Below are 18704 nucleotides of genomic sequence, written 5' to 3'. Positions count from 1 at the left end.
GAAGCCGTTCTAGTCCGAAGGAGGTGGGTTAGTGACGCACCAGTACGAACTCATGGTCATCCTCAGCCCCGAGCTGGATGAGCGCACCGTGGCCCCGAGCCTCGACAAGTTCCTCAAGGTCATCACGAATGATGGCGGCTCGATCGAGAAGGTCGACGTCTGGGGAAAGCGCCGTTTCGCGTACGAGATCGACAAGAAGACCGAGGGCATCTACGCCGTCGTCAACTTCACGGCGACCAGCGAAGCCACGCAGGAGCTCGACCGTCAGCTGAAGCTGAACGAGACGGTCATGCGCACCAAGGTGCTCCGCGCCGAGGAGGCCATCGCGATGGTCGCCGCAGAGGCCGAGCGCTCCGCTGAGAAGGCCGCCCGCAAGGCGGCTCGCCCGGTCAAGCCGGTCGCTGCGAAGCAGGACGCGTAACGCTCATGGCCGGCGAGACGATCATCACCGTCGTGGGCAACCTCACGGCTGATCCCGAGCTGCGCTACACGCAGGGCGGACTTCCCGTCGCGAACTTCACGATCGCGTCGACGCCCCGCAACTTCGACCGTGCCGCCAACGAGTGGAAGGACGGCGAAGCGCTGTTCCTCCGCGCGTCGGTCTGGCGCGAGTTCGCGGAGCACGTCGCCGGTTCGCTGACGAAAGGCTCCCGCGTCATCGCGACCGGGCGTCTGAAGCAGCGATCCTACGAGACGAAGGAAGGCGAGAAGCGCACGTCCATCGAGCTCGAGATCGACGAGATCGGTCCGTCGCTGCGCTACGCGACCGCACAGGTCACGCGCGCGGCATCGAACGGTCAGGGCGGCGGGCAGTCCCGCGGCCAGGTCGCCGATCAGCCGTGGTCGACCCCCGGGTCCGCCAGCGCTCCCGCAGCCGGCGGAGCCGACGCCTGGAGCGCCCCCGGCGCCTACGGCGACGACACGCCGTTCTAGCAGCGGGGTTGAGGAGGCGCGCCAGCGCCGAATCGAGACCGCGAAAGATTCGGATGCCTCGGGCCGAGGCATCCCCCACTTCACGTAAAGGAAAACCATGGCTGGAAAGTCAAGCGGCGACCGCCGCAAGCCGCGGAAGGGCGGCAAGACCGCTGCTCCCGCGAAGCCGACCCGCGTCGGCGTCATCGACTACAAGGATGTCGCGACGCTTCGCAAGTTCATCTCGGAGCGCGGGAAGATCCGCGCCCGTCGTATCACCGGTGTCTCCGTGCAGGAGCAGCGTCTCATCGCCCGCGCCATCAAGAACGCGCGCGAGATGGCGCTTCTGCCCTACGCCGGCGCCGGCAGGTAGGGACTGATATGTCGAAGCTGATTCTCACGAACGAGGTCGCCGGGCTCGGTAGCGCCGGTGACGTCATCGAGGTCAAGGACGGGTACGCCCGCAACTACCTCATCCCGCAGGGCTTCGCCGTGGCATGGAGCCGCGGCGGCGAGAAGCAGGTCGCGTCGATCCGCGCAGCCCGCGAGTCGCGTGCCATCCACATCCACGAAGAGGCCGTTGCGCTCAAGGACGCCCTCGAGTCGAACAAGGTCAAGCTGACGGTCAAGGCGGGTGCCGAAGGGCGCCTGTTCGGTGCGGTCAAGACCGGCGACGTCGCTGACGCCGTCAAGGCCGCCGGTCTGGGCGACCTCGACAAGCGCAAGATCCACATCACCGCGCCGATCAAGGCCGTGGGCGAGCACGAGGCGACCGTTCGCCTGCGTGACGACCTCACCGCCGTGATCACGCTCCAGGTGGTCGCAGCGAAGTAGTTCTTCCGTCCTGAGCAGGGCGAAGGGCATGACGGATGCCCCGGACTCGGTCGAGTCCGGGGCATCCGCCTTTTTCGCGCCCGCGTGGCGGGAGGTGAGCCGTCCAGGCACGGTCGGCTCACCCGCCACTCACGCGGAGCGGCGCCGCGACAGAAGCGCCCCGAAGCCGGCGGCGATGAGGGCGAGCCCCATCAGCCACACGGTCAGGCCGCTCGTCCCCCCTGTGGCGGCGAGCTGGGTGACGCCCGTGGCCGCTGCCATCGGGGCCGAGGCCGGGAGTGCGGTCACGCCGGTGCCGGGGTTTCCCGGGGTCCCGGGGTCGCCCGGGGTGCCGGGGTTTCCCGGGTTTCCCGGGTTACCGGGGTTACCGGGATTTCCCGGGGTGCCGGGGGTCACGACCGTCGAGTCACCGACGACCGAGACGGCGTTGCCGCCGAGCGTGATGGGCAGCGCTCCTCCGAGGATCAGCTGGCTGCCGCCGAGGAGGGAATCCGTTCCGCCCGTGGTGGCGGTCGGTTCACTCCCCGTCATCACGGGCGTCGAGGCCGGCTCGGTGCCGGTCGTGCTGCTGTCGCCGAGCACCGAGATGGCGTTTCCGGTGACAGAGACGGGAGCCAGCACATCCGCGAGCACCTGGGTGCCGCCTAGGGCCGAGTCGTCGCCGTTCGTGGTCGCCTCGGTGTCGCTGCCCGTCGTGGCAGGCGTGCCGGCCGCGGAGCTGCCGGTCGTGCTGCTGTCGCCGAGCACCGAGATGGAGTTGCCCGTGATGGTGATCGGTGCGACGGCGTCTGCGAGCACCTGTGTGCCGCTCAGGATCGAGTCGTCACCCGCGGTCGTGGCCCCGGTGTCGCCCCCGTTCGTCGGCGTCGCGGCCGGCTGGGTGCCGGTCGTGCTGCTGTCGCCGATCACCGAGATGGAGTTGCCCGTGATGGTGATCGGTGCGACGACATCTGCGAGCGCCTGTGTGCCGCCGAGCGCCGAGCCGTCGCCGGTCGTCGTCGCCTCGGTGTCGCCGCCAGCGGTGGGCGTCGCGGCCGGCTGGGCGCCGGTCGTGCTGCTGTCGCCGATCACCGAGATGGAGTTGCCCGTCACGGCGATCGGTGCGACGACATCAGGGAGCACCTGAGTGCCGCCCAGAATCGAGTCGGCGCCGGTCGTCCCGGCGGACGCGGGCGCGTCCGACGCGGTGTCGCCGGCGGGCGCGGCGGGTGCGGTCGAGGCATCCGTGACGCTGCTGTCTCCGATCACGGATACCGCGGTGTCGGCGACCGTGACCGGCGCCACGGCGTCGATGACGGCCTGGGTGCCGCCGCCGATCGACTCGTCGCCCGACGTGGTCGCCGCTTCCGACGAGGCCGGGCTCGCGGGCGCGGCCGGGCCCGCGGCATCCGTCGTCCCGACGCTGCTGTCTCCGATGACCGACACGGCGTTGCCGACGAGCGCCAGTGGCGCCTGCACGGTGGAAACGATCTGGCTGCCCGAGAGCAACCCGTCGTCCCCGGTGGTCTCGGCCGCATTGGCGAGCGTTGCGCCGGCGAGGGTGATCCCTCCGGCGATGAGCGTGCCCCATAGGACGCGCTTGAGCATGGTGCGCATGATTTCTCCCTCTGAACTGCGATGACTGATGGATGCGCGCAGACGCGCGCGATGGACGCATGCCGCAAGAGCGCGGCAGCGCCCGGATCAGTCGGGAGAGACGTCCGTAGAGGCAGTGGGTGCCGGTGGCACTCGGTCGTTCGTCGGGCCGTGTCGACGCACCCAGGCACGGTGTGCGGCGAATGGCCCGCGCGCGACCAGCGCGGCGGCACCGAGTCCGGATCCGAATCCGGACGAGAACGCGCCCGACGGGGCACAGAGGCCCATCAGGAGCGCAGAGAACACCCCTGCCCCGCCGGCGATGGCCAGGGCGGAGAACGAGGGGGAGAAAGAAGATACGACGGATGCTGCGGCATCCGCCGTCGCGGTCACCAGGGTGGCCGCGACGACCGCGGGCACGGCGAGAGCCGGCAGACCCGTCGACGCCGGAACGGTCGTGATCGTCGAGACGGGCCACGCCAGCGCGGGCAACAGGGCCTCGACGCCGGGAAGACCCGGCAGTTCGGGAAGGGCGCCGGATACCGCGCCCGGTGTGGAGTGGACGATGCCACGAACGGCTCCGGTGGTGGCGCCCAGCGCGTGGTCGACGGTGCCGGCGACTGCGGTGACGGCGTGACCGCCGCCCAGGCCGGAGACAACGGCTCCGACGACCGGAACACTCGTCGCGGTCGTCACGACCGGTGCGACGGCGGTGCTGACGACTCCGGAGGAGACGATGTCGGCGACGGGCGAGGTGACCGCGCTCACGGTGTCGGTGACCGCCTGGACGGCCGGGACGGCCGCCTCGACGACGGGAGCCACGGGAGGCAGCACGTCAGTCACGGCCGACACAGCGGCCGAGGTGGCGCCCGAGACGGCGCCTGAGGCGGCTCCCGTCACCGAGTCCACTGTGCTGTCCACAGCGCCTGTGAGCGTATCGGTGACGCCGCCCAGCAGGCCACCCCGATCGTCATCGGCGGCGTGCGCTCCGCCCGATCCCCATCCGAGGACCAGCGTGAGCAGCACCCAGGCGAACGCGACGCAGAAGCCTGCGAGTGCCAGCATCCAGACCCGGTTCAGGGTCTTCGTCTGAGTAACCACGTTCACCTCCCACGTCGAATAACGTCGCCACAGCGCGATTGCGACTGCGACTCGGGGTGCCTGGAAGAGCGACGATACCCCCGCCTCAATAGCTCGTCCATAGGTTTCACCGGTTTCTTTACCGGATCTTGAGGATCGGGTTTCGCCACCCCCTATCACCTCACAGCGGAACTTCCCGCATATCTGTACACAAGCAGACCGCAGGAGGGGAACCTTCAAGCGTGACTTCAATCACATCTCAATCCACAGACTAGTAGTGAGCAAATCCCAGATCAGATACGGAAAAAAATATCCAGTCGAAATCGAAACCCACACTTTCCACAGGCGTTGTACACAGGCGCCCCGGCGTTTCGCGCAGACTTTCCACACAGTTATCCACAGGCCGGTTTGCATCTCCCGAGTGCCGTCTCTAGCGTGGGGTCCGGCCCATCGGGGGACCATGGCCGACCGTCGTTGGGGAGCGAAGGTCGACTGTCAGAGGTACGTGATCTGCTTACGAGCGGACGAAGGATGCTGCGGCAACCGTTCGCTTTGCTTTGGAGTGCGCGGACTCGAGGCGGGCGCCGAACAGATGACGGGGAGGACGTAGCGTATGTCGATCGCTGACATCTCGGAGGAGCGACTCGGTGGCTCGCGTCAGCCTGAGCGCACTCCTCCGCACGACCTGCTCGCTGAGCAGAGCGCGCTCGGCGGCATGCTGCTGTCGAAGGATGCGGTCGCCGACGTCATCGAGACTCTCCGGGGTGCCGACTTCTACGTCCCCAAGCACGAGCTGATCTTCGACGCCGTCCTGTCGCTGTACTCGCACGGCGAGCCGACCGACGTGGTCGCGGTCACCGATGAGCTCATCAAGACCGGTGAGCTCCAGCGGGCGGGCGGCGCGGATTATCTCCACACCCTGACCTCTATCGTTCCGACGGCGGCGAACGCGGGGTACTACGGCTCGATCGTGGCCGAGCGCGCCCTGTTGCGGCGGCTCGTCGAGGCGGGCACGCGCATCGTGCAGATGGGCTATTCGGGCCAGGGCGAGGCGCTCGACCTCGTCAACAACGCCCAGGCCGAGATCTACGGGGTCACCGGGGCCGACGCGGCCGAGGACTACATCCCGCTCACGATCGCCGTCGACGCCGCCGTCGATGAGATCGAGGCCGCACGCGGCCGTGACGGCCAGATGACGGGAGTGCCGACCGGCTTCGCACAGCTCGACCAGCTCACCAACGGGCTGCACCCGGGTCAGCTGATCATCCTCGCCGCGCGACCTGCTCTCGGAAAGTCGACCCTCGCCCTCGACTTCGCGCGCTCCGCGTCGATCAAGAACAACGAGCCGTGCATCTTCTTCTCGCTCGAAATGGGTCGAAGCGAGATCGCGATGCGCCTGATGAGCGCCGAGGCATCCGTCCCCCTGCAGAACATGCGCAAGGGCACGCTCGACTCACGCGACTGGACGACGATCGCCTCCGTGCGCGGTCGTATCAATGACGCGCCCCTCTACATCGACGACAGCCCGAACATGACGCTCGTGGAGATCCGCGCGAAGTGCCGTCGACTCAAGCAGCGGGTCGGGCTCAAAATGATCGTGATCGACTACCTGCAGCTCATGACGAGCGGCAAGCGCGTCGAGTCGCGTCAGCAGGAGGTCTCGGAGTTCTCGCGTGCGCTCAAGCTGCTCGCCAAGGAGCTGCAGGTGCCCGTCATCGCGCTGTCGCAGCTGAACCGTGGCCCCGAGCAGCGCGCCGACAAGAAGCCCGCGCTGTCAGACCTTCGTGAATCGGGTTCGCTCGAGCAGGACGCCGACATGGTGATCCTGCTCCACCGCGAAGCGGCCTACGAGAAGGAGAACCCCCGCGCGGGCGAGGCCGACCTGATCGTGGCGAAGCACCGCAACGGCCCGACCGACACGGTCACCGTCGCGTTCCAGGGTCACTTCTCCCGGTTCACCGACATGGCGGTCGGCGGGTAGGACCGGATTGAGGCAGGCGCATCAATTGAGGGTCTGCTGCACACCGGTCACCGGGCGAGAGCCCTGGTCGCCCGGACCCGCCCGCAGTAGCGTGATCGCATGGAGACGAAGATCACAGGGACGACCATGCCGGTGCTCGAGATCACGCTGGCCGGGGGTGAGCAGATCATCGCCGAAGGCGGCGACGTGGCCTGGCTGACGCCGGGCTTCGACATCCAGACCTCGACCGGGTTCGGGTCGGGCGGCAAGGGCGGGTTCCTGAGCGGGCTGAAGCGCATGATCGGCGGCGGCCAGCTGTTCCTCACGCAGTACACCGCGTCCGGAGCCGGCGGGTTCGTCGCGTTCGCCGCGCAGCTGCCGGGCACGATCCGCGAACTCGCGATCGACCCGGCCGACCAGTTCATGGTGCAGTCGGGGTCGTACATGGCCAGCACGCCGCAGGTCGAGGTGTCGGTGGGCATGCAGACCAAACTCGGTGCGGGCATCTTCGGCGGGGCGGGCGTCGTCTTCCAGAAGCTCGCCGGTCAGGGCGTCGCGTGGGTGCAGCTGGCCGGCGAGATCGTCGAGTACGAACTGCAGGCGGGGCAGTCGCTGTTGATCCACCCCGGTCATCTCGCGCTGTACCGGGCCGAGATGCAGATGGAGTTCGCGACCATCAAGGGCGTCAAGAACAAATTCTTCGGCGACTCGCTCTTCCTCGCCCAGCTGCACGGACCCGGGCACGTCTGGCTCCAGTCGATGACGCCGGCCAAGCTCGCGGCGGCGATCGAGCCCTATCTCCCCGACAAGTCCTCCTCCTCGTCGTCGAACGACAACTGATCGGAGGTCGCCCGCGCCGGTCCGTACGGGGCGGCGGGGGTGACGGAGCGCTTGACGCAGGTATGAAACTTCCACGCATGTGCGGGCGAACAACTCACCCCGACGGACGACTGTCCTGATCGCCTTTACGATCTGCCGACGCACCGGCCGCTTCTAGGGCACCCGTGGACGGAACGGTGCTATCGCTCGCGGATCTCCATGGTCGTAAAAACATGTATATTACGTTGAGTGCGCTCATGGGTGTCCAGCAGGGCACCCCATAGGCAGTCTCCCGCGTTGGCGATTGCTCATCGATGTCCGCTTGAACAGTGATGTCACTCGGAGGGCGATCTGCCGACATGCAAAGACACGGGCTAACCCCGAACTCGAAGGAGATGAGATGAACATCCGCATGCGGGGGATTCTGGCGATCGCCACCGTCGCTGTCGGCGCGGTCACCATTGCCCTCAGCGTCACGCCGGCTCGTGCGACAACGACAAGCCGGCCGCTCAGCATTCAATCTGTCCAGCAACGGATTGTCCAAGGGACCCAAGAACCGGGGAACTGGCGTGTGGGTTCGCCCCGCGAGACCGCCGAACTGTGGGCCGAGCACAGCGATGCGTTTCACAGTTCGAGCGGGCTCGCAGTGAACCCGGCCGCGCTCGTGTCCTGGGAGATCGATGCGAGGACGAGCCTGCTCCAGGCTCCACTCGCCTCCGGACAGAACGCTGTTGCACCTAGCGCGATGACACTCGTCATCGACCGTCGTACAGGTTCGGCAAGCACCATCGAAACCGTATTCACTCCCCTCAGCACGACGTCCGGTACGGTTCGGGCGTGGATCGATGGTGAGCTGAAGGTAGACAGCACTGTGTCCGCCCTCGAGGCCTCGAGCGGGTACAGCCGAACGAATGCTGCGCTCAAAGCTTCGGCGCGATCCGTGCGACCGCTGGCAGATCCTGGGTCCGGTCCGTGGTGGCAGGCTCTGAACACGTGTCTTGCGGCCATGGGTATCCCCGGCTGGATCCTTGCGGGTCTTTCGATCGTCTGTGGTGTTGCTTGTGTCGCAGCATTCACACCGCCCGGTCTCGTCGCTTGCGCGCTGTGTATCGCGGCGGCGTCTGGCTTTGCTACGGGCGTGGTCACAGTGTGCGTGAACAATGCGAACAATGCTTAGGGCGACGCGGATCTCCCGGGCTGCCCGGGCAACCACGATCGCGGCGACGTTCAGCGCGGCAGCGGCATTCTTCCTCGCCGTCGCGGTGCCCCTGGAGTTGAAAGTCTGGATGTGGGCTGCGGGTCTTCTCCTTCTCTTCGTCGCCTTTGGATTCGCGATGGCGATCGCAGTTCTCCGATGTCGGGTCTCGAGGGATTCGTCGACCGACGAGCGCGAATTTGGTCGCTCCGAGCCCCCGCAGCAGCGTCGGAGAGTTCGCCACCGCCGATCCGCGGGGGACGCGGGAGGATGATGGAGACATGGCGACTCCGCATCGACCCGGCCTGCCGGTCGGCGCGGGCCTCACCATCCCCGAGTCCGAGCTGTCTTGGCGGTTCTCACGCTCGTCCGGGCCGGGAGGCCAAGGCGTGAACACGGCGGATTCCCGAGTGGAGCTCGAGTGGGATGTCGGGGGTTCGGGCGTGCTGTCGCCGGTTCAGCGCGAGCGACTGCTCGACCGGCTCGACGGTCGCCTGATAGGCGGAGTGCTGCGGATCACAGCATCCGAGCACCGTGCGCAGTTGCGCAACCGCGACGCCGCGCGCGAGCGCTTGTCAGCCGTCGTCGCGGATGCGCTGCGACCGCCCTCGCCGCCGAGGCGGCCGACGAAGCCGACTCGCGGGGCGAAAGAGCGGCGCCTGCAGGCGAAGCAGCGGCGCACCGGCATCAAGCAGCTGCGCCGGCCGCCCACCGACTGAGACCAGGGGTCGCGTGCGACAGGGACCGGCCGCGTCAGCCGCGGGATTCGCGCCGGAACGTGATGTGAGTGATGCCGCTCGGGGCGGCTTCGGTGGTCACGTCGTAGCCCGCCTCGAGGCCGCGGAGGTCGTCCCAGAGGCGGATGCCCTGACCGAGCAGGATCGGGGTGATCGCGACGTGCAGGTCGTCGACGAGTCCGGCGCGCAGGAACTCCCGCACGGTGCTCGGCCCGCCGCCGATGCGGACGTCGCCGCCATCGGCCACGGCGACCGCGCGCGCGAGCGCCTCCTCGGGCGACGCCTCGACGAAATGGAAGACCGTGCCCCCCTTCATCTCGATCGAGGGCCGGGGGGTGTGGGTGAGGATGAAGACGGGTACCCGGAACGGCGGCTCGTCCTCCCACCACCCCTTCCACTCGGGGTCGTCGCCATGCTCGTGGAGGCCGAACATCCCCGCGCCCATGATCTCGGCACCGACGGCTTCGAAGTAGCGCTGGGCGTACTCGTCGTCCACACCGGTGGTGCCCGCGCCGCTCGTGTCGTGCAGCACGCGCTCGCGGAAGGTGCGCGTACCGACATACGCGGTGGTCAGCCGGCCCCAGTCCTGGCCGAACGGATTGTCGGGCGTTTGGTCGGCCGTCGTGGCGAAGCCGTCGAGTGAGATGTTGAGGTCGACGCGGACTCGGGTCATGGTGGTCTCCTTGGATATCGCTCCCGCCATTGAACACCGCGTCGTCGACAGGACGTAGACCCATGGTGCGCTCCGCACGCTCCCGGAAGGATCGATAGCGAGAGGCGGAGACCCGAACTCCGCCCGGCTAATAGGGAGTTATCGACATGGCTGACGCCAACAACATCGGCAAGATCATCGCTCAGGCCTGGGAGGACGACGCGTTCAAGGCGAAGCTCATCGCCGACCCGACCGCCACGCTCGCCGAGGCCGGGGTCAGCGCGCCCGAGGGCGCGCGCTTCGAGGTCGTGGAAGACACCGCCGAGGTCGTGCACTTCGTCCTCCCAGCCCGTACGAGCGAGCTGTCCGACGACCAGCTGGAGGCGGTCGCCGGCGGCGACATCCTGACCCTGACCGACTGGGGCGGCGTCGACGCGAGCCGCACCGTCCGAGGCTGAGCACGATCCACCGGCACCGACAGCGCCGCGGACCGCGGTCCGCGGCGCTGTCGTGTCCGCCTGCCGTCGCGTGCGGCTCCTCAGGGGCGGGATCAGGCGATGGTCGCCGAGACCGGAGTGCGATGTTGCCGTCGCCACTGCGCGGGCGACGTACCGCACACGGCCGCGAAGGCCGCGTGGAAGGAGCTCGCCGATTGAAAGCCGGCGTGATGGCCGATAGCCGCCGAACTCATCTCGGTCGTCAGGAGAAGGCGCTGCGCCTCCGCCACGCGGTACTGCCCCAGATACGTCGTGATGCTGCTGCCGAAGACCGCCTTGAAGATGCTCGCCGCCCGATTGGGATGCAGATGCACCGACGCGGCGACATCCGGAACACGGATGGGCGTGTGCGCGTGCGACGAGATGAACGTCGCCATCTCCGCGGCACGGCTGAGGCTGATCGAGGACCGGTCCGGGGTCGCGGCGGTCGCGGACCACTCGCCGAACGTCATGCGGATGAGGAACGCCTCGATCTCGAGCGCAGTCGCGCGGGCGCGGAGCTCGTCGCCGCTGTGGAGGTCGCCCGACCAGTGATCGAACCGCTCAGCCAGAGCATCCGGCAGCTCGTCCGACGGGGCCAGGAGGAGCTCACCCTGGAGCAGGCGGGACTTGGATGCGGTGGGCACATTCCATCTCATGAACTGCGCCAGCGGGATCGTGATGTACGCCAGAGGACTGGTCGAGGTGATGTCGATGAGCTGATGGGGCTTGGCCCCCCAGAAGGCGCACGGCACACCGGCGGGGATGGTCGAGGTCAGGCCGCCGCTCTCATAGGTCAGGGGGCTCGCGCAGTAGTTCACCTCGATGTCGTTGTGTGCGTGAGGTGCGGACATGACATGCGAGTGCCCGCGCCAGGCGGTGAAGCCGAAGCTATTGCCGGACTGCTGCGGCTCTGGTGTCGTGTGCATGGTGGATTTCTGGAATCTCTGGTCTTCTTCGGCCAACAATAGCGAGAATGCCCACCCTAGTCTCGAGTGCGACAAGGAGGACAGCCATGACCGACACCCTTCCGGCCCCCGTCCGCTCAGCCGGCGTCTCAGGAATGACGCCGCGCGACTATCACCTCAGCGATGAAGAGATCGCATCCTTCGACGAGAACGGGTACGTCATCCTGAGGGATCGCATCCCCGCGGATCTGCTTCGGAAGCTGCAGCAGGCCTCGACGCGGTGGATCGCGGATGGCCACGCGCTCGAGAGCGAATCGGACGGCGACGGCGACTACAACTTCGCCACGCGTCCATCCGGTCGCGTGCTGTTTCGCATCAACTACCTGCACAACAAGCATGAGGCCGCGTCTCTGGAACTCCTCGGGAGCCCGCAGATGCTCGGGATCGCCGAGAGCCTCGCCGGTGCGGATTTCGTTCCGACCTATGAATCCCTCGTGTTCAAGAACACGGGTGACGGTGCCCCCATCGACTGGCATCAGGATGCGGTGCACCCCCGCACCCACCGGATCTTCAACGTGGATGTCTACCTCGACGAGAGTCGTAAGGGTGCAGGGTCGCTCCGAGTCGCTCCCGGCTCGCAGAAGCAGATCGTGGACGTCTGCCAGTTGCAGGAGGAGTTCGGCTGGGATGCGCCCGGTGTCATCCAGACCGAGCTGAACCCGGGGGACGTCCTCGTCCACGATGTGATGCTCGTCCACGGCTCGGAGGCGACGCTCGCCAACAAGCTCCGACGCACGATCTACTTCGAGTTCCGATCCGCGCAGCAGATCCTCGCCGAGGGCCCCTGGGACGCGGACTTCATCGACCGCCGGCTGCGGCTCGTCGCTCTCGGGCTGGAGGAGTGGCGCGCGCAGAACCCGCAGCTGGCTCCCTTCGCCTGGAACGTCGCTGATGACCTCAGGCCGTCTCGTGCCGATGATGCCGAGGCGGAGCTTCGTATCGCTCACGGTGTCCACAGCCCGGGTTCGTACTGCAGCGCAGGGAGTGTCGCGACCCGCCCGAACGGTCGCCCCGTGTGAACGGCGCACTCGAAGCGCGTTCGGGCGCCCGGCACGCCGTGCAGATCCGGACGAGCCACGAGAGCGTGACCGTATCGGGACCGGCATTCGCGTGGGAATGGTCTTCGGCGACCGACCTCTTCCGCATCAGGGATGCTCGGGGAAGGGTTGTCGTCGAGGCTCCGCTCCAGCCGGCCATCCTGCTCGCCGAGACACCGCCCGTCCGCGGGCGCTGCGTCGGGTTCTCGTTCTCGGAGGACCGCCTCGAGGTCGCCTATGACGGAGTGAACGGGGCGGATCGGCTCCGCCTCTGTGTTCGCTTCGATGAAGCGAGCATCTGGTTCCCCGCGCCCGAGTACACCAGCGGTGGTCGCGGCGACGAGGTCGTCTCGGTCATGGCTTTCGCCGACTGGTCGACAGGATGCCCGGAACCCGGGATGGTCTCCGACTATCTCGTTCACCCCGGCGCGAGTGAATCCTCGGTCCTGGGCCCGGTGATCCCCGCGCACCTGGGTCTTGACCTGACGACGTGGCTCGGCCGTGGATCGAACGACTGCGATGACATCGTCGCCGCCCAATGGGGTCTGCCGGTGCACTACTTCGCCGGGTTCAGCATCGAAGGCTCGATGTGCGAGCGGGGCGCTCTCACCGAGCGGCTCTCCGCGTCATTCTGCCTGGGCCTGAGCGCGATCCCCCCGGGTGATCTGCTCCTGCGGCAGAAGCGAGGGCGCACGAGTCCGCTGCTACGCGTCCACTCCGACCTCTGGCACCATATGACCACCGGGGCGCAGTCGATCGAACTCGGCACTGCGTGGGTCCTGACGATCGCCCCGACGTACGACGCAGCCGTCCGCGGCTATTACCGGGCACTCCGCCGCTCGGGAATCGTCACCCCTCGATCGCGCAGCCCCCGCCAGCAGGAAACGCTCTCGCGCCCGCAATTCAACACGTGGGGCGCACAATGCGCCGCCGGTACCGCGGTCGAGCACTTCACGCAGGACGCCCTCGAGAGCATCTACGCCGACGTCGGATCGAGCGGGATGCGACCGGGTGTCTTCGTGATCGATGACAAGTGGGAAGGAGAGTACGGACTGCTCGAGCATGATCCCGATCGATTCCCCCGCTTCGATGAGTTCCTGCAGCGCGTGCGCGCGGATGGTGTGGAGGTCGGGCTGTGGGCGGCCTTCCTTCGTTGCGACGACCCGGCCTCCCATGGACTCGGGCCTGAGCACATGCTCTGCGATCCTTCGGGGAAACCGGTGCTGAGAGGCAATCAAGGACACACCTACTACCTCTTCGACGTCTCTCAGGACGAGGTCCGGGCGCGGCTCACGGACCTCGCTCAGCGCTTCATGCGCAGGTACCGGCCGAACGTCGTGAAGTTCGACTTCGGCTACGAGCTGCCCGCACTGGTCAACGCCGCCCCGCGGAACCGCGCGTGGGGCGGGGAGCTCCTCCTCGTCAAGGCGCTCGAGCTCGTCATCGGCGCCATGCGAGCCGTCGACCCCGACGTCGTGGTCATGTACTACAACCTCTCCCCTCTGCTGGCCGACCACATCGACCTGCACTCGACGGACGACATGTACCTGAATGCCGACGAGTACCACCTGGAGGCCAACCGCCGACTCTTCTTCAGCTCGCTGCTCGGCGAGGTGGGCGTCCCCAGCTATGGATCCGGGGGATACGACTGGCTGCAGATGGCCGACATCTGGCTCGACACCGTCGCGTTCGGCCCCATCGGTTCGCTGGGGAGCTTCCACGGGGATCCCCGGGATTCTTCGGCGTCGGACCTCGACATCGCACGGTACAACGGCCTTGCCGCTCTGACCCGGCGACCGACGACGTTCTCCGTCGAGCCCCTGGCTCCCGCCTATCTCGGCGGATCTTCGGGCGCGCGCTCCGCGTCATGGGCTCGGTATGAAGGTGATCGGCTGACCGCGCTCGTGCTGCGATCGACGAGGTTCGACGGCGCCCGCGTGGAGCGCTCGCAGGATCTGGTGCGCACGACGGTCCCCACGGCGATCGTCAGTCGCACGGCGGAGGGGCTGCACCACACCACATCGCTCGGAATGGTCTGCCTCGGGCCCACCGTGGTGACGCTCACCCGTCCCGACGCCGAAGCGGTGTCGGCGATCGCTCACGCGAGCGACGGCTCGGCCACGACAGTGCCGGTCGATCATGAGCAGGGGGCATTCTCGCTGCGGGTCGACGAGCGGATGCCGGGCGGTGCGCCGATCGAGTGGATCGAGCTGGCGATCGTTCTCGGCCAGAACGCCTCGGGGCCCGATGTCCAATGACCCGGGGGTGACCGGACTACGCCGACTCCCGCCACACGACGCTGCAATCCAGTTGCACCTGGGTCGGCGCGGCCTCGCCGCGCAGCTTGAGCAGGACGAGGCGGGCCGCCTCCGCGCCCAGCTCGCGCGCCGGCTGGTGCACCGTGGAAAGCGCAGGTATCGTCCGCCGAGACCAGGTGCTGTCGTCGAAGCCCACGATGGCGACGTCCTCCGGAATACGGCGTCCTGCGGCCCGCAGGGCCTCCATGGCGCCGGCGGCCACGGCATCCGATGCGGCGAACAGTCCATCGATGTCCGGTGCGCGCTGAAGCAGCGACGTCGCCGCATCCCGGCCGCCGGAGTACGAGTACAGCGGCGTGGCCTCGACGAGGGTCTCATCGAATCTGTCGCCGAGCGCTTCCCGGAAGCCGGCGAGACGGTCGGCGCCGGAGTCGCGATCGAGGGCTGCGGCGATCATCCCGATCCTGCGACGGCCCGTGGCCGCAAGCCGTGTGGTGATCGCGGCCGCGGCACTGCGATTGTCGATGACGACGAAGGATGCCGCGGCGGGAGCGTCCGGCGGACGCCCGACGTAGGCGGCGGGAAGCTCGAGGCGGTCGATGACTTCGGATATCGGGTCGTGCGAGCGGGCCGAGACGATGATCGCCCCTTCCACGAACCCACCCGAGAGGTAGCGCGCGACTCGGTCTGTGTCGCGATCGGAATCGACGACCAGCACTGCCATCTGATGGTCTTCGGCGGACAGGGTGGCGTTGGCGCCCAGCATGATCTCGCCGATATTGGGGTCTTCGATGAAGAGCGATCCCGGTTCGTGAACGATGAACCCCACCGACTGGCTGCGCTGCATGACGAGGTTCCGCGCCGCGGTGTTCGGAACGTACCCGACTTCGCGGATGGCGGCCTCGATCGCCTCCCTGGCGGCGGAAGACACGTAACGCTCGCCGTTGATGTATCGGCTGACGGTGCCCCGAGAAACGCCGGAATGAATGGCGACGTCGTGCACGGTCGCTCGCCGCTTCCTGTGAGGGGGACTCGCCACGCCCCCACTCTATCCGTCGGCGGAGTTGACGTCCTGGCCGATCTCAGGCATTCTGTGTACGTTCACACATTTCACAGTTCTTCTTCTGTGACGCAATGTGTGCACGTGCACAGGTCAGAGTCGATCAAGGAGAACCGTGAGCGTTAGCGCGACGTCCGTGGACCAGCTCACGCGGGTCCTCCCCGCCGCGAGCGCGTCGCGGCCCTCGTTCACCCATCGAGGCATCGCCTTCGGCTGCGACTACAACCCTGAGCAGTGGGATCCGCGAGTATGGCGCGAAGACGTCGCCTTGATGGCGCGAGCGGGCGTGGATCTCGTAGCGATCAACATCTTCGGGTGGGCGAGCCTTCAAGGCCCGGACGGGTTGTTCCACTTCGATGATCTCGATGAGGTGATCGACCTCCTCCACGCCCACGGAATCCGTGTGAACCTCGGCACGGGGACGGCCTCGCCGCCACCGTGGCTCACGACACGGCATCCCGAGATTCTCCCCATGATGGAGGACGGCACCCGACGCTACCCGGGCGGGCGGCAGGCGTGGTGCCCGAGTTCTCCGGTGTTCCGTGCCGCGGCGCTCGAGCTCGTCGAGGCGGTGGCCGCACGCTACGGCGAACATCCGGCTGTGGCCATCTGGCACGTCTCCAACGAACTCGGCTGTCACAATCCGTACTGCCACTGCGAAGTATCCGCGGCGGCATTCCGGGATTGGCTGCGGTCCCGCTACATCACGATCGACGCGCTCAACGCCGCGTGGGGGACCTCATTCTGGAGCCAGCGATACTACGACTGGGCCGAGATCCTGACCCCGCGAGCGACCCTCTCGACGTACAACCCCGGCCAGATGCTCGACTATCGACGCTTCTCATCCGATGCTCTGCGCGACTACTTCCGCGCCGAGGCCGAGGTCATCCGCCGGCACAGCACCCTGCCGGTGACGACCAATTTCATGGTGACCGCCCACGTCCGCGCGCTCGACTACTGGAGCTGGGCCGACGACGTGGACATCGTGGCCAACGATCACTACCTCGACCACCGATTGGATGCTCCGACCGCCGAGCTCTCGTTCGCCGCCGATCTGACCCGCGGCCTCGCGGGCGGAGAGCCCTGGCTGCTCATGGAGCACTCCACCGGGGCCGTGAACTGGCAGCCGGTCAACGTCGCCAAGACGCCCGGCGAGATGATGAGGAACTCCCTCTCCCACGTCGCGCGCGGGTCCGACGGAATCTGCTTCTTCCAGTGGCGAGCCTCGCTCCAGGGGGCGGAGAAGTTCCACTCGGCGCTCCTTCCCCACTCCGGGACGCAGAGCGGAGCCTGGAAGGACGTGCTCGAGCTCGGTCGCGCCGTGAAAGCGCTCGAAGAGGTGCGGGGAAGCCGCGTCGTCGCGGATGTGGCGGTGCTGTTCAGCTGGGGAGCATGGTGGGCCACGGATGCCGAGAACCGGCCTTCGGCTGCGATCTCGTACCTCGACCAGGTTCACGCGGTCTATCGCGGACTCCGCGACGCCGGTGTGACGGTCGACATCGTCAAACCTGATTCGGACCTCACGCGGTACCGACTCGTTGTCGTGCCCTGCCTTCACCTGGTGTCGGATGCCGAGGCCGCCCGCGTGGAAGAGGCGGTCGCCGCCGGCGCGCACGCGCTGATCACGTTCTACAGCGGCATCGTCGACCAGGACGACCGAGTCCGCCCCGGGGGGTATCCGGGTGCGTGGCGAGACATGCTCGGCATGCGCGTCGAGGAGTTCGCCCCCGTCCTGCCCGGGACGACGCTGGCTCTGGACTCCGGTGCGCGGGCCGCAATGTGGTCCGAGCGGATCGTCGCGACGGATGCCGAGGTGGTCGACCGTTTCGCGGACGGCCCGTCCGCGGGTCTGCCCGCGATCACGCATCGCACGGCAGCGAACGGACCGGGATCAGGCGACGCGTGGTACCTCGCGACGATGCTGGATGAGCCGAGTCTCGCCGCGCTCATCTCGAGGATCGTCGCGGCGGCCGGCATCACCCCCCACCCGGGAGCGGGCGCCGACGTGGAAGTCGTCGTCCGACAGTCGGCCGATGGCCGCACGTGGCGCTTCGTCATCAACCACACGAAGGACTTCGTCGAGGTGCCGGGCCACGGATTCGAGCTGCTCACCGGCGAACCGGTGGAGCGCCGCTTGACCGTTCCACCCGGCGCGGTCCGCGTCCTACGAGAGGAGGCTCAACGATGAGCTCCACCACCACAAGCGTCCCCGCGCGCGTCGCGCGCACGGCGTCGCCGGGCAACAACAGGCGCCGGCGGGCGCGGACGGTGCCGATCGGCGCACTCGCGATCTTCGTCGGCCCGTTCGCGGTGCTCTTCATCGCGTTCTACCTCGTGCCGATCGGCTACGCCATCTGGAAGTCGCTCCTGGTCGTCGAGCGCCAAGGAACGTTCGGAGCGGCGACCGAAGTGTTCGGCGGCCTCTCGCAGTACGTGCGGGTGTTCGAGAACGAGGTCTTCTGGCAGTCGGTGGTCCGCGTGCTCGTGTTCGGAGTCGTCCAGGTACCGGTGATGCTCGGCCTCGCGCTCCTGTTCGCTCTGCTGCTGGACTCACCCCTGCTGAAAGGCAAGCGGTTCTTCCGGCTCGCCTTCTTCGTCCCGTACGCCGTCCCCGGCGTGATCGCGGCCATCATGTGGGGCTTCCTCTACTCGCCGCAGCTCTCGCCGTTCTCCGCGGTGACGAGCAAGGTCGACTTCTTGTCATCGGACTTCGTGCTCTGGTCGATCGCCAACGTCGTCACGTGGGTCTTCGTCGGGTACAACATGCTCATCATCTATTCGACACTGCTGTCGATACCCACGGACATCTACGAAGCCGCGCGCCTGGACGGCGCCGGCCAGCTGCGCATCGCCTGGTCGATCAAGATCCCGCTCGTCCGCCCGTCACTCGTGCTGACATCGGTGCTCTCGATCATCGGAACGCTCCAGCTGCTCGCCGAGCCGCAGACGTTCCGCGCCTTCAGCTCGGCCGTCACCAGCACGTACACGCCGAACATGACGATCTACGCCACCAGTTCTGTGCCGAACGTCTCACTCGCGGCGGCGATGTCGGTGGTCTTGGCGCTGGCGACGTTCATCCTCTCGTTCACGTTCCTTCGGATCACGCGGCGCAGAGGAGCGGCACTGTGAGCTCGCAGGCGA

18 protein-coding genes are annotated in these 18704 nt (G+C 67.5%); 13 read left to right on the top strand and 5 right to left on the bottom strand.

Translation table 11 applies throughout. The annotated features are described in order from the left end of the window. The first annotated feature begins 31 nt into the window (after positions 1–31). From rpsF to rplI, 4 genes are all read left to right on the top strand, one after another. Entirely contained in the window at positions 32–421 is a 390-nt protein-coding gene (gene rpsF, locus F6B43_RS13885; RefSeq protein WP_150449488.1) for a 30S ribosomal protein S6, read from the top strand. A gap of 5 nt (positions 422–426) precedes the next feature. Further along, positions 427–933 carry a single-stranded DNA-binding protein gene (locus F6B43_RS13880; protein WP_150449487.1) on the top strand — a complete coding sequence of 169 codons (507 nt, stop codon included), beginning with the start codon at positions 427–429 and terminating at the stop codon, positions 931–933. A gap of 97 nt (positions 934–1030) precedes the next feature. Beyond that, positions 1031–1285, top strand: coding sequence for a 30S ribosomal protein S18 (gene rpsR / locus F6B43_RS13875; protein WP_150449486.1), 255 nt, complete (start codon positions 1031–1033; stop codon positions 1283–1285). Between the two features lie 8 nt (positions 1286–1293). Continuing rightward, positions 1294–1746 carry a 50S ribosomal protein L9 gene (rplI, locus tag F6B43_RS13870; protein WP_150449485.1) on the top strand — a complete coding sequence of 151 codons (453 nt, stop codon included), beginning with the start codon at positions 1294–1296 and terminating at the stop codon, positions 1744–1746. Between the two features lie 129 nt (positions 1747–1875). On the opposite strand, the gene F6B43_RS13865 is transcribed toward rplI, so the two are convergent. Continuing rightward, on the bottom strand, positions 1876–3342 hold the full coding sequence (locus F6B43_RS13865) for a beta strand repeat-containing protein (RefSeq protein ID WP_150449484.1): 1467 nt from the start codon (positions 3340–3342) through the stop codon (positions 1876–1878). An 87-nt stretch (positions 3343–3429) separates the two neighbouring features. Continuing rightward, a complete protein-coding gene (locus F6B43_RS13860) occupies positions 3430–4422 on the bottom strand; it encodes a hypothetical protein (RefSeq protein WP_150449483.1) in 993 nt (330 codons plus the stop codon). Between the two features lie 592 nt (positions 4423–5014). Here F6B43_RS13860 and dnaB point away from each other — a divergent pair. The 4 genes from dnaB to arfB all read left to right on the top strand — a co-directional run bounded on the left by dnaB (position 5015) and on the right by arfB (position 9094). Continuing rightward, positions 5015–6382, top strand: a complete 1368-nt coding sequence (gene dnaB, locus F6B43_RS13855) for a replicative DNA helicase (protein WP_150449482.1) — start codon at positions 5015–5017, stop codon at positions 6380–6382. Between the two features lie 99 nt (positions 6383–6481). Continuing rightward, positions 6482–7201, top strand: coding sequence for an AIM24 family protein (locus tag F6B43_RS13850; RefSeq protein ID WP_150449481.1), 720 nt, complete (start codon positions 6482–6484; stop codon positions 7199–7201). Between the two features lie 379 nt (positions 7202–7580). After that, entirely contained in the window at positions 7581–8357 is a 777-nt protein-coding gene (locus F6B43_RS13845; protein WP_150449480.1) for a hypothetical protein, read from the top strand. 299 nt (positions 8358–8656) lie between these two features. Beyond that, complete coding sequence (gene arfB / locus F6B43_RS13840; RefSeq protein WP_150449479.1) at positions 8657–9094, top strand: alternative ribosome rescue aminoacyl-tRNA hydrolase ArfB; 438 nt, start codon at positions 8657–8659, stop codon at positions 9092–9094. 34 nt (positions 9095–9128) lie between these two features. Here the strand turns inward: arfB and F6B43_RS13835 are convergent, their stop codons facing one another. Next, on the bottom strand, positions 9129–9785 hold the full coding sequence (locus F6B43_RS13835) for a dihydrofolate reductase family protein (protein ID WP_150449478.1): 657 nt from the start codon (positions 9783–9785) through the stop codon (positions 9129–9131). Positions 9786–9931: 146 nt separating this feature from the next. On the opposite strand from F6B43_RS13835, the gene F6B43_RS13830 reads away from it, so the two are divergent. After that, positions 9932–10222, top strand: coding sequence for an NHLP leader peptide family RiPP precursor (locus F6B43_RS13830; RefSeq protein WP_150449477.1), 291 nt, complete (start codon positions 9932–9934; stop codon positions 10220–10222). 92 nt (positions 10223–10314) lie between these two features. Here F6B43_RS13830 and F6B43_RS13825 read toward each other — a convergent pair whose 3' ends face one another. After that, positions 10315–11169: a helix-turn-helix domain-containing protein gene (locus F6B43_RS13825; protein ID WP_150449476.1), complete on the bottom strand. Its 855-nt coding sequence runs from the start codon at positions 11167–11169 to the stop codon at positions 10315–10317. Positions 11170–11255: 86 nt separating this feature from the next. Here F6B43_RS13825 and F6B43_RS13820 point away from each other — a divergent pair, with 86 nt between their 5' ends. Next, the gene (locus tag F6B43_RS13820) at positions 11256–12227 is read left to right on the top strand and encodes a phytanoyl-CoA dioxygenase family protein (RefSeq protein WP_170285664.1); all 972 of its coding nucleotides are present in this window, start codon (positions 11256–11258) and stop codon (positions 12225–12227) included. Further along, positions 12224–14503, top strand: coding sequence for an alpha-amylase family protein (locus F6B43_RS13815; protein WP_150449474.1), 2280 nt, complete (start codon positions 12224–12226; stop codon positions 14501–14503). Before F6B43_RS13820 ends, F6B43_RS13815 begins: the two co-directional genes overlap by 4 nt. Positions 14504–14519: 16 nt before the next feature. Here F6B43_RS13815 and F6B43_RS13810 read toward each other — a convergent pair whose 3' ends face one another. Next, a complete protein-coding gene (locus F6B43_RS13810; RefSeq protein ID WP_150449473.1) occupies positions 14520–15542 on the bottom strand; it encodes a LacI family DNA-binding transcriptional regulator in 1023 nt (340 codons plus the stop codon). Between the two features lie 136 nt (positions 15543–15678). Between F6B43_RS13810 and F6B43_RS13805 the strand changes: the two genes are divergently transcribed. Both F6B43_RS13805 and F6B43_RS13800 read left to right on the top strand, forming a co-directional pair. Continuing rightward, positions 15679–17751, top strand: a complete 2073-nt coding sequence (locus F6B43_RS13805; protein WP_425486839.1) for a beta-galactosidase — start codon at positions 15679–15681, stop codon at positions 17749–17751. After that, the gene (locus F6B43_RS13800; RefSeq protein WP_150449472.1) at positions 17748–18692 is read left to right on the top strand and encodes a carbohydrate ABC transporter permease; all 945 of its coding nucleotides are present in this window, start codon (positions 17748–17750) and stop codon (positions 18690–18692) included. Before F6B43_RS13805 ends, F6B43_RS13800 begins: the two co-directional genes overlap by 4 nt. Positions 18693–18704: the final 12 nt, after the last annotated feature.

Source organism: Microbacterium rhizomatis, assembly GCF_008710745.1.
Lineage (GTDB): Bacteria > Actinomycetota > Actinomycetes > Actinomycetales > Microbacteriaceae > Microbacterium > Microbacterium rhizomatis.
Note: the sequence above shows the minus strand (reverse complement) of the source record. Positions and strands in the feature narration are given on the sequence as shown.

What these genes read in the sequence shown, in the direction of transcription:
- rpsR (WP_150449486.1), top strand. Translation starts at nt 1,031, where the DNA reads ATGGCTGGAAAGTCAAGCGGCGACCGCCGCAAGCCGCGGAAGGGCGGC.
- rplI (WP_150449485.1), top strand. Translation starts at nt 1,294, where the DNA reads ATGTCGAAGCTGATTCTCACGAACGAGGTCGCCGGGCTCGGTAGCGCC.
- arfB (WP_150449479.1), top strand. Translation starts at nt 8,657, where the DNA reads ATGGCGACTCCGCATCGACCCGGCCTGCCGGTCGGCGCGGGCCTCACC.
- dnaB (WP_150449482.1), top strand. Translation starts at nt 5,015, where the DNA reads ATGTCGATCGCTGACATCTCGGAGGAGCGACTCGGTGGCTCGCGTCAG.
- F6B43_RS13800 (WP_150449472.1), top strand. Translation starts at nt 17,748, where the DNA reads ATGAGCTCCACCACCACAAGCGTCCCCGCGCGCGTCGCGCGCACGGCG.
- F6B43_RS13835 (WP_150449478.1), bottom strand. Translation starts at nt 9,785, where the DNA reads ATGACCCGAGTCCGCGTCGACCTCAACATCTCACTCGACGGCTTCGCC.
- F6B43_RS13830 (WP_150449477.1), top strand. Translation starts at nt 9,932, where the DNA reads ATGGCTGACGCCAACAACATCGGCAAGATCATCGCTCAGGCCTGGGAG.
- F6B43_RS13825 (WP_150449476.1), bottom strand. Translation starts at nt 11,169, where the DNA reads ATGCACACGACACCAGAGCCGCAGCAGTCCGGCAATAGCTTCGGCTTC.
- F6B43_RS13880 (WP_150449487.1), top strand. Translation starts at nt 427, where the DNA reads ATGGCCGGCGAGACGATCATCACCGTCGTGGGCAACCTCACGGCTGAT.
- F6B43_RS13845 (WP_150449480.1), top strand. Translation starts at nt 7,581, where the DNA reads ATGAACATCCGCATGCGGGGGATTCTGGCGATCGCCACCGTCGCTGTC.
- F6B43_RS13850 (WP_150449481.1), top strand. Translation starts at nt 6,482, where the DNA reads ATGGAGACGAAGATCACAGGGACGACCATGCCGGTGCTCGAGATCACG.
- F6B43_RS13865 (WP_150449484.1), bottom strand. Translation starts at nt 3,342, where the DNA reads ATGCGCACCATGCTCAAGCGCGTCCTATGGGGCACGCTCATCGCCGGA.
- F6B43_RS13820 (WP_170285664.1), top strand. Translation starts at nt 11,256, where the DNA reads ATGACCGACACCCTTCCGGCCCCCGTCCGCTCAGCCGGCGTCTCAGGA.